Origin of the sequence: Synechococcus sp. BSA11S (genome assembly GCF_014224355.1) — a bacterium.
Taxonomy (GTDB): Bacteria; Cyanobacteriota; Cyanobacteriia; order PCC-6307; family Cyanobiaceae; genus Regnicoccus_A.
Genome location: NZ_VNWP01000001.1, coordinates 238,384 through 247,895 on the forward strand (window position 1 = coordinate 238,384; position 9,512 = coordinate 247,895).

A 9,512-nucleotide genomic window follows, 5' to 3' on the forward strand; every position below is an offset into this window, starting at 1 on the left:
AGTGATGACAACCCTCTGGCGTGAGCGACCGGTGGGGGTGGTGGGTCTCGGGCTGATCGGCGGCTCGATCGGGCTGGACCTGATGGCTCTGGGCCTTGATGTGCGTGGGCTGGTTCATCGCCAGGCCACGGCGGAGCGGGCCCGGCAGCGGGGCCTGGCCCGCCAGGTGAGCACCGATCCAGCGGTGCTCACAGACTGCGCGCTGGTGCTGCTGGCCTTGCCGCTCGACCAGTTGCTTGAGCCCTCCCGGGACCTGCTGGCGGCTCTGCCGCCGGGGGCGGTGATCGCGGATCTGGCCTCGGTGAAGGCGCCGGTGCTGGCGGCCTGGGAGCCGCTGGTTCCCCGCTTCGTGGCAACCCATCCGATGGCTGGCACCGCCGAGGCCGGGGTCGAGGCCGGCCTGCCCAACCTGTTCCGCGGCCGCCCCTGGGTGGCCACCCCCACGACCCACACCGACCGTGAAGCGCTCGGGCAGATGCGCGCCCTGGCGGGCGCCCTCGGGGGCCATTGGCTGGAATGCGACGCCCATTCCCACGACCGGGCTGTGGCCCTGATCTCCCACCTGCCTGTGTTGGTGGGCGCGGCCCTGCTGCGGGCGGCGGAGCGGGGGGCTGAGGTGCCGCCTGCTGAAGGGCTGCCGCAACTGGTGCGTGCCCTGGCCTCCAGTGGCTTCGCCGACACCACCCGGGTGGGCGGCGGCAACCCGGAGCTGGGCGCTCTGATGGCGCGCAGCAACCGCAAGGCCTTGGCAGAAGCCCTGGGGCAGTACCGGCTGGCCCTCGACGGCCTTGAAGAACTGCTTCTGCGGGACGACTGGGTCGGGCTGCTCCGGGAACTGGAGGGCTGCCGCGATCTCAGACCTGAGTTTCTCTGAGCCACCGGCCCGGGAGCCAGGGCCAGGGCTTCAGGGGACGCGCAGGTTCCTGCCCCGTCCCTGCAGCAGTTGCCTGCAGGCCATCAACGCCGAGAGACTCACACCTGCGGTGCCTTCCCCGGGGTGGATGCTGTCGCCGCAGAGCCAGAGCCCCGGCAGGGGGGTGCGGCTGGCCAGGCCGAACGGCCCGAAGCGGGAGGGATGCTGGCCAAGCCCCCCCACGAAGCCGAAGGGCCGCCCGGTCCAATGGGCAAATCCCCGGGGTGTCGCCAATTCCGCGTGGCGCCAGGCTGTCGCGCTCACCCCCAGGTTCCGCTCCAGACCGGCCTGGATCAGGCCCATGGCCTTCCCCTTGGCCTGGTTGTAGGCCTTTCTCTCCAGGGCCAGCCAGGGGCGAGCGGGCGTGAAGACGCTGGCGATCACCGTGGCCTGCCCTGCCGGCGCCCGCCCGTCACCTTCCCGGCTCACCGACAGGAAGAGCGAACCGGGATCATCCCAGTCGATCTGCAGGTGGGCCGGACACTCCGCTGGCAGCAGAGCCCGTTCGACGGCCCCATAGAACACCAGGGCCCCGCTGGGGTCTGGGAAGCCGTTGATCCGGCGGCGGTAGGCGTCAGGCATGGCCTCTCCCAGCAGATCGGCCAGGCTCTGGGGAGGCAGGGCCACCACCACATCCCGGCAGGAGACGCTGAAGGGGCGCCGACCTGGCCCCTGTCCGCCCACGCTCCAGAGCTTCGGGCTGGGGTCCGCCTCGGAGCCAGAGCCGCCCTCCGTTTCCGCCCGCTGCAGACTCAACGCCCGATGGCCCAGGCGCAGGTGGCCGCCATGGGCGCGCAGGGCGGTTTCAAGGCTTGTGCTCAGGGCCTGCATCGAACCCTGGAGGTGCCACAGGCCCAGGGGGGCCTGAGCCATGGTCAGCACACTGGCGCCGTAGAGGGCGGCTGTGCCCGCCGCCGGTTCCTGGGAATAGAGGCGGAGCTGCAGATCGAGGAAACGCCGCAGGCGACGATCCCCCGCGCAGCCGCTCAGGCGCAGCAGGTCGGCCACGCTGGCGAAGGCGAGCGCCGAACTGGCGAGATTGGCGGGCCTCAGTGCCCCCAGCAACTGCCTCAGATCCCAGAGGCTGCGGGGAGGCAGCACCGGATCGCGCCGGGCAAACGACCAGTTGGCATCATGCAGGGTGGCGCACAGGGTCCAGAAGGGTTCGCTGCCGGGGAACTGGCGCTGCCTCTCCCGGCGCCAGCGTTCGGGATCCCTCCAGAGCCTGATGGGAGGCTGGCCGTCGCCCAGATCCACCACACAGCCTGGATCGAGCGGGTTGGCCAGCGGCGGCTCGACCCCCAGATGGCGGAACAGACGTTCATGAATGCCGCCGGGTTCCAGCCCCGCCACCTGAGTGGCTCCCACATCGAAGACATAGGGGCCTCGGCGAAAGGTGCCGGCGCAGCCTCCGCTCTGGCTGTGGGCCTCCAGCAGCTGCACCGAGAGCCCTTCCCGGGCCAGCAGGGCGGCGGCGGTCAGCCCGGCGATGCCGCCGCCGATCACCGCCACATCCAGCACCTGCACGGCCTTGATGGAGGAATCCAGGGGAGAAGGGCTGACGGCCAAGCGATGGGCGACAGGGGCAGCCGGCATGCTGGCAGGCCCGGCATGGCCCGCGATGCGTGAACCCTGGGTGCGTTGGCTGGAGGAGACCCTGGGCCAGGACGTGGAACGGTGCCGCCCTGTGGGAGGTGGCTGCAGCCACAGGGCCTGGGCCCTGGATCTCGCCAATGGCGGCCGCCTGTTCGCCAAAACGAACCAGGCCGATCTCCTGCCCGTGCTGGAGGCGGAGCAGGAGGGGCTGATGGCGCTGGCCGCGGCCGCAGGCCCGGAGCTGGTGGTGCCCAGGCCCCTGCACTGCGCCCTGGCTGGTTCCCAGGCCCTGCTGGTGATGGAGTGGCTGGATCTGCGCGCAGGCGGATCTGAGCAGGTCTGGGCTGCCGCAGGGGCGGGGCTGGCGCGGCTGCATCGCCGCACGGCCTCCGAGGGGGGCGCCGGTTTCGGTTGGCCGCGCGACAACTACATCGGCAGCGCGCTTCAGGCCAACCGCTGGAACCCCGATTGGGGTCTGTTCTTCGCCCAACAGCGACTGGGCCCCCAGCTGACGCTCGCGGAGCGATCGGGCCGGTCGCTGCCTGGCAGCCAGCGGCTGCTGGAGTGCACTCCGCAGTGGTTGAACGGCCATGGAGCCGTTCCCTGCCTGGTGCACGGAGATCTCTGGGGAGGCAATGCCGCCGGCTTGTCCTCCAGCTCAGCCTCCCCGGGCTCAGCTGGGGTGGCTCTGTTCGATCCAGCCGTCTACAGGGGTGACCGGGAAGTGGATCTGGCGATGGCCCATCTCTTCGGTGGCTTCCCGGCTGCTTTCTTCAGGGGTTACGAGCGGGAATGGCCCAGGCCCGACGGTCACCGCCTTCGGCAGAAGCTCTATGACCTCTATCACCTGCTCAACCACGCCAATCTGTTCGGTGGTGGCTACTGGGGTCAGGCCCAGTCCCTGATCACCGAGCTGGTGGGCTGAGCCGGGGGCTTCAGCCGAGGTACTCCTGTCGCACGGACTGCAGACGGGAGACCACTGCGGAGCGCTTTTCACTGGTGCTGAGGTTCTTCCAGCTCCACTGGCCGACCACCACCAGGCCCAGCAGCTCCAGCAGACCCGGCACCACCGGCAGCAGGTTGATGGTGTCGAGCACGCCCTTGATCAACACCTGGGCCACGATCACCACCAGCAGGATGCCGACACCCTTGCCGATCCGGCTGACCTGGGACCAGTCCACCTGATCCAGAGTCTGGTTGACCTTGGAGAGGATCTCGCCGTAGCGCTCACTGAAATTGGCGCCAGCTTCGCTCTCCGCCCATGTGGTGCCGCCCTCGGTGGTCGTCGGCTCCTGTTCGGTGGTTGCGTCGCTCATCAAAGGGGGGGCGATGGTGTGAGAGTCAAGGGCTCAAGGTATCGGCATGGACAGCGGCTGGCCAGCGCGGCTTCTGGTTGATTCGCATCAGCTGACCGTTCTGCGGGCGGTGCTGACTGCCGCGGCGCCCCAGGAGGGATGTGCGCTGCTGCTCGGCGAGCCCACCCGTGGAAGGGCGCCGGCGCCGGCTGACGCTGCATCACGGATTCATGCCATCTGGCCTTGCCTGAACGTCTGGTCGCGCCCTGAGCAGCGCCATGAGCGTTTCGCCATCGACCCCCGGGAGCAACTGCTGGCGCAGAAATGGGGTCGACTCCGGCGTTGGCAGGTGCTCGGCACGGCCCACAGCCATCCGGGTTCGGAAGCGATTCCTTCGACCACAGACCGCGCCTGGGCCTTCCCCCCGGCCCTGATGCTGATTCTCGGCGCCTCGGGCGAGCTGAGGGCCTGGTGGCTGGAGGAGCCGCCGGCGGCTCCTCGGGCCCTGCCGACTGCCCGGGAACTGGATCTGGTCACGCCGGATGTCCGGCCATCACGGGGGGGCGAGGATTTGGGAGAGTAGGGAGAGGGCTGCCCCGCGCGGTCCCTTCTGCGGCCCTTGGCCTTCTCGCCCATGCTTCCCCCCGACATCAGCGGTGTTCAGCTCAGTCCCGATGAGGTGGCGCGCTTCTCCCGTCATCTGATCCTGCCGGAAGTGGGGATTGATGGACAGAAGCGCCTCAAGGCGGCCTCAGTGCTGTGCGTGGGCACCGGCGGCCTCGGCTCCCCGCTCCTGCTCTATCTGGCGGCCGCCGGCGTGGGCCGGATCGGCATCGTCGACTTCGACGTGGTGGACCACTCCAATCTCCAGCGTCAGGTGATCCACGGCACCAGCTGGGTGGGCAAGCCAAAGATCGAGTCGGCCAAGGCGCGGATCCATGAGATCAATCCCCACTGCCAGGTGGACCTCTACGAAACGGCTCTCACCAGTGAGAACGCCCTGGCGATCATCGAGCCCTACGACCTGGTCTGCGACGGCACCGACAACTTCCCCACCCGCTACCTGGTCAACGACGCCTGCGTGCTGCTGGACAAGCCCAACGTGTACGGCTCGATCTTCCGCTTCGAGGGCCAGGCCACCGTGTTCAACCTGAATGCCGAAAGCCCCAATTACCGCGATCTCTTCCCCGAACCGCCGCCGCCGGGCATGGTCCCCTCCTGCGCCGAGGGCGGTGTGGTGGGAGTGCTTCCTGGCATCATCGGCGTGATCCAGGCCACCGAGGCCGTCAAGATCATCACCGGCATCGGCACCACCCTCAGCGGCCGCCTGCTCCTGTTTGATGCCCTCGCCATGAAATTCCGGGAGCTGAAGCTGCGCCCCAATCCCGAGCGGCCGGTGATCGACAGGCTGATCGATTACCAGCAGTTCTGCGGTGTGGGCGGCACGGCTCCCGGACAGGAGGAAGCGGCCAGCGTCCCGAGCATCACCGTGGCTGAGCTCAAGACCGTGATCGACGGCCAGCTGGAGGACATCCTGCTGCTCGATGTGCGCAACCCCCCCGAAGCCGACATCGCGGTGATCCCCGGCTCGGTGCTGATGCCCCTCGATCGGATCGAAAGTGGCGAGGCGATCGATGACGTGCGCCGGATGGCCGAGGGCAAGCGGCTCTACGTGCACTGCAAGCTGGGTGGCCGCAGTGCCAAGGCTCTGCTGGCCCTGGGGCGCCACGGCATCGAAGGGGTCAACGTGAGTGGAGGCATCCAGGCCTGGAGCCAGGAGGTGGATCCTGCCGTGCCGATCTACTGAACCGGATCGGTTCAGCTGGGGCCGGCGGGCACCCATGGGGTGGTGGTCTCAGTCGTCCGCTTCGCTCAGTAATCCACCCCTCGCTTGAGGTCGACCCCCCGCTCGGCGTAGTGCTTGTGGCACACCATCTCGGAGTGCACACTGGCCAGATCGAAATAAGCGGGGGGATTCTTGCAGCGCCCCGTGATGATCACCTCCGTTTCAGAGGGTTTGCGAAGCAGCGTCTGCATGATCGGTTCGACGGGCAGCAGTTCCAGGTCAACGGTGGGATTGAGCTCATCGAGGATCACTGTTTTGTAAAGTCCGCTGGAGATGGCGGCCCGGGCGATTTCCCAGGCTCGCTCGGCTTCCACATAGTCAATCGGCTGCTGTTGACCCCTCCAGACGATGGCGTCACGGCCGGATCGGAGATGATCCACCAGGTGCGGGTAACTTTCACGCAGGGCAGCGATTGCCGCGTCTTCGGTGTAGCCGCTGCCCCCCTTGAGCCATTGCAGAATCAGGACCCGATGGCTCTTGTCCTGGCTGATGCCGCGACCGATCGCCTGCAGAGCCTTGCCCAGGGCACTGGTGGATTTCCCCTTGCCCTCACCGGTGTAGATCTCGATGCCGGCGATGCCGGCGCTGTCGTTGGCTTCACGCCGGTGGGCCCGCATCTCCGAGTGCAGGTCGGCCAGTTGCACCAGCGATCGCGGCGCACCCCGACCGGTCACGATCACCTCCATGCCGGCCGGTTTGGCCGCCAGGGTGCGCACCACCTCCTCCACCTCCAGGAGCCCCAGGTCGAGCACCGGACTCAGTTCGTCGAGCACCACCACGGAATAGAGCGCGCTGGCGATCGCACCTCGCGCGATGTCCCAGCCGCGCTGCGCCTCCTGGCGATCGAAGCGGGTGGCCTCCTCAGCGCCGAAGTGGTCGCCACGGCCCGTGCGTACCTGATCGATCAGGTGGGGAAATCCCTGCTGCAGCGCCTCGATCGCGGCGTCCTCGTCGTAGGCGCGGCCTGGGCCCTTGAGGAAGCGCAGCAGCAGCACCCGGGTGCGCCTGCGTTCGCAGATTCCCAGGCCGATGGTGCGCAGCACCACCCCCAGGGCCGCCTGACTCTTGCCCTTGCCGTCACCGTCGTAGACGTGCAACTGGCCATGGCTGCGCTCATGACCGCCGGCGGCGGTGCGGATGCCGATGGCGCGGGACGGTGCACCGGAGGCCGCGCTGGAGGTCGGTGCCATGGGCTGGCCTTCTACGGTTGGATCTTAACGACCTCTGCCCCAGGCGATGAGCTCCCCGGCCCTGCACCCGTTGGTGGAATGTCTGCCACCGCCTCTGGAGCAGGCTCTCGCCGGCCTGCGCCAGAGCATCAAGGCGCTGGGCTCCACACTGGTGGCTTACTCAGGTGGCGTCGACAGTGCCCTGGTGGCGGCCATCTCCGCCGAGCAGCTGGGGGCTGATGCCGAAGCCGTTACGGGGGTCTCGCCTGCCCTGGCCCCCCATCTGCTGCGCGAGGCCCGCTCCCAGGCGGCCTGGATGGGCATCCGCCACCGTGAAGTGGCCACCCGTGAACTGGAGGATCCCGCTTACAGCAGCAACCCGATCGACCGCTGTTATGCCTGCAAGCGGGAATTGCATGGGCTGCTGGCCTCCCTCTCAGCCGGTGGGATTCAGGTGCTGGATGGGGTGAACCTCGACGACCTCGGCGATCACCGTCCGGGCATCCGGGCCGCCCGCGAGCGGGGGGTGGTTTCGCCCCTGGCCGAACAGGGCATCGACAAGGCCGCCGTCCGTCAGATCTCCCGGGCGCTGGGGTTCCCCTGGTGGGACAAGCCGGCCCAGCCCTGCCTGGCTTCGCGCTTTCCCTATGGCGAGCCGGTCACGGCGTCGCGGCTGCAGCGGGTGGCCGCGGCCGAAGACTGGCTGCGCAGGCGCGGACTGGAGCAGTTGCGGGTGCGCTGCCAGGGAGCGACAGCCCGTCTGGAAATTCCAGCTGCCCAGCTCGATGACCTGTTCAGCTGGCTGCCACGTCAGGAGCTGGTGGAAGCGTTCAGGGCCCTCGGTTTTGTGGCCGTGAGCCTTGATCTCGAAGGGCTGATCAGCGGCAAGCTCAACCGCGAGCACGGTCTGCAGCCAGCGGCCCCCGATCCGCTGACCTCAGATGGTTTCAGGCGGCCAGATCCAACGGTTCCCGGGCCTGGTCGCTGATCGCTTCAGGAGTTTCCCGGCGGAAGCTCTTGAGGTTGCAGCTGGATGCCTCCAGCTCTTCCCCCAGCACCTGGCAGGCCCGCTCAGGCATGGTGTGGTCGCCGCAGGTGAAGACATCCACCGCTGCATACCCCGATTCGGGCCAGGTGTGGATCGAGATATGGGACTCGGCCAGTAGAGCCAGGCCCGTGACCCCCTGCGGTTCGAAGCGGTGGGTGATCAGATTGAGCAGGGTGGCGCCGGCACGTTTCGCTGCAGTCGTGATGGCGTCCCTGAGAAAAGCTTCATCGTCGAGCTTCCCTGAATCGCAGTCGTAAAGCTCGAGGATGCAGTGTTTCCCCACCATGTCGCTGGTCGTGGGGGGTTGGGCTTGAAGGCTCTGGGGGCTTTGGGCTCCACTCCATCCCGGGTTGGGGTGGAGGCAGGGCAGGCTCTGGGTCATCGAATGCAGCCAAAGAGATCGCCATCCTACGCATCCCTTCAGATTTCTTACCGATTGGTCGGGGAATCCACCAGCTCCCCCCGGCTGATCCGCACCACCTGGGAGTCGCCCCCCTGCCAGGTGGCGCTGAACGAAGCCAGATGGGTGGCGCTCACCAGGCACTGGTGGCCTGTTCCCACCATCTCCAGTAGCAGCTCCTGCCGCCTCGGGTCCAGCTCCGCGAGCACATCGTCGAGCAGAAGCAGCGGTGGCTCACCCCAGAGCTGCTGCACCAGCTCCAGTTCTGCCAGCTTCAGGGCCAGCACCAGGGTGCGCTGCTGACCGGCGGATCCGAACCGGCGAGCCGGCTCCTCCCCCAGCAGCATCGCCACCTCATCGCGGTGGGGACCCACCTGGCAGGCCCCCAGCCGCCGTTCCTGCGGGCGCTGCCTTCTCAGTTGCTCCAGCAGCGCCTCCCGCCAGGGGGCCTCCGCTTCCTCCCCCTCCAGGCGACTGCCCGCCTGGTAGCGCAACTCCAGCCGCTCACGGCCACCACTGAGCCGTTCCTGCCAGGCTGCGGCCAGCGGTTGCAGGCGAACCAGGGCGCGGCGGCGACGTCGATGCAGCCGCGTGCCGATCAGGGCCATCTGCTGATCGAAGGCGTCGAGCAGTGACTGCAGCTGCTGCTCCCCCTGGCTCACGCCCCGGCGCAGCAACTGGCTGCGCTGGCGCAGAAGCCGGCCGTAGCGAGCCAGCAGCTCTGCGTACACCGGCTCCAGCTGCAGCACCACCCTGTCGAGCCACTGGCGCCGCTGGGAGGGCTCCCCCCGCACCAGCTCCAGATCGAGGGCACTGAAGCCCACGCACCGCAGGGGGCCCACCAGATCGAGCTGACGGTCGAGAGCCTTGCCGTTGCGGCGGGCCAGACGCCCTCCCTGGCGCCGCAGTTCCAGCTCCAGCTGATCGAGCGAAGACCCCGGAGCACCGAGTCCATGGCCTTGGCCGTCGCCGCACCAGCCGCGCACCAGCGCCCGGCTCTGGCCGTGACGGACCATGTCGCGGTCGTGACCGCTGCGGTGGGAGCGCAGGCTGCCGAGCAGCTCCACCGCTTCAAGCAGATTCGACTTGCCTTCTCCGTTGGCACCGATCACCAGCAGACGCGGGGCAGCGAGCTCGATCGAGAGCTGGGCGTAGTTGCGAAAATCAAGCAGCTCCAGGCGGTGCAGCCGAATGGGTCAGGAGCGACGTGCGGGTAAGCTACGACCACCGGGACAGGGATGACCT

At 68.3% G+C, this 9,512-nt stretch carries 10 protein-coding genes; 5 read left to right on the plus strand and 5 right to left on the minus strand.

Annotation, left to right across the window (positions count from 1 at the left end; translation table 11 throughout):
- Positions 1–4: 4 nt before the first annotated feature.
- Entirely contained in the window at positions 5–874 is an 870-nt protein-coding gene (locus tag FPZ61_RS01305; protein ID WP_185464170.1) for a prephenate/arogenate dehydrogenase, read from the plus strand.
- 30 nt (positions 875–904) lie between these two features.
- Here the strand turns inward: FPZ61_RS01305 and crtD are convergent, their stop codons facing one another.
- Positions 905–2,509 carry a C-3',4' desaturase CrtD gene (gene crtD / locus FPZ61_RS01310; RefSeq protein ID WP_185464169.1) on the minus strand — a complete coding sequence of 535 codons (1,605 nt, stop codon included), beginning with the start codon at positions 2,507–2,509 and terminating at the stop codon, positions 905–907.
- Between the two features lie 25 nt (positions 2,510–2,534).
- On the opposite strand from crtD, the gene FPZ61_RS01315 reads away from it, so the two are divergent.
- On the plus strand, positions 2,535–3,434 hold the full coding sequence (locus tag FPZ61_RS01315) for a fructosamine kinase family protein (protein WP_185464168.1): 900 nt from the start codon (positions 2,535–2,537) through the stop codon (positions 3,432–3,434).
- Positions 3,435–3,444: 10 nt separating this feature from the next.
- Here the strand turns inward: FPZ61_RS01315 and FPZ61_RS01320 are convergent, their stop codons facing one another.
- Positions 3,445–3,825, minus strand: a complete 381-nt coding sequence (locus FPZ61_RS01320) for a CAAD domain-containing protein (protein WP_185464167.1) — start codon at positions 3,823–3,825, stop codon at positions 3,445–3,447.
- Between the two features lie 46 nt (positions 3,826–3,871).
- Between FPZ61_RS01320 and FPZ61_RS01325 the strand changes: the two genes are divergently transcribed.
- Both FPZ61_RS01325 and moeB read left to right on the plus strand, forming a co-directional pair.
- Positions 3,872–4,387, plus strand: coding sequence for a M67 family metallopeptidase (locus FPZ61_RS01325; RefSeq protein WP_185464166.1), 516 nt, complete (start codon positions 3,872–3,874; stop codon positions 4,385–4,387).
- 51 nt (positions 4,388–4,438) lie between these two features.
- The gene (moeB, locus tag FPZ61_RS01330) at positions 4,439–5,611 is read left to right on the plus strand and encodes a molybdopterin-synthase adenylyltransferase MoeB (protein ID WP_185464165.1); all 1,173 of its coding nucleotides are present in this window, start codon (positions 4,439–4,441) and stop codon (positions 5,609–5,611) included.
- Positions 5,612–5,676: 65 nt separating this feature from the next.
- On the opposite strand, the gene FPZ61_RS01335 is transcribed toward moeB, so the two are convergent.
- Complete coding sequence (locus tag FPZ61_RS01335; RefSeq protein ID WP_185464164.1) at positions 5,677–6,840, minus strand: cob(I)yrinic acid a,c-diamide adenosyltransferase; 1,164 nt, start codon at positions 6,838–6,840, stop codon at positions 5,677–5,679.
- A gap of 46 nt (positions 6,841–6,886) precedes the next feature.
- On the opposite strand from FPZ61_RS01335, the gene larE reads away from it, so the two are divergent.
- Positions 6,887–7,807 carry an ATP-dependent sacrificial sulfur transferase LarE gene (larE, locus tag FPZ61_RS01340; RefSeq protein WP_185464163.1) on the plus strand — a complete coding sequence of 307 codons (921 nt, stop codon included), beginning with the start codon at positions 6,887–6,889 and terminating at the stop codon, positions 7,805–7,807.
- Here larE and speD read toward each other — a convergent pair.
- Both speD and recF read right to left on the minus strand, forming a co-directional pair.
- Positions 7,767–8,249 carry an adenosylmethionine decarboxylase gene (gene speD / locus FPZ61_RS01345; RefSeq protein ID WP_185464162.1) on the minus strand — a complete coding sequence of 161 codons (483 nt, stop codon included), beginning with the start codon at positions 8,247–8,249 and terminating at the stop codon, positions 7,767–7,769. The two genes, larE and speD, sit on opposite strands and share 41 nt — an antisense overlap.
- A gap of 47 nt (positions 8,250–8,296) precedes the next feature.
- Entirely contained in the window at positions 8,297–9,439 is a 1,143-nt protein-coding gene (recF, locus tag FPZ61_RS01350) for a DNA replication/repair protein RecF (protein ID WP_370593318.1), read from the minus strand.
- Positions 9,440–9,512: the final 73 nt, after the last annotated feature.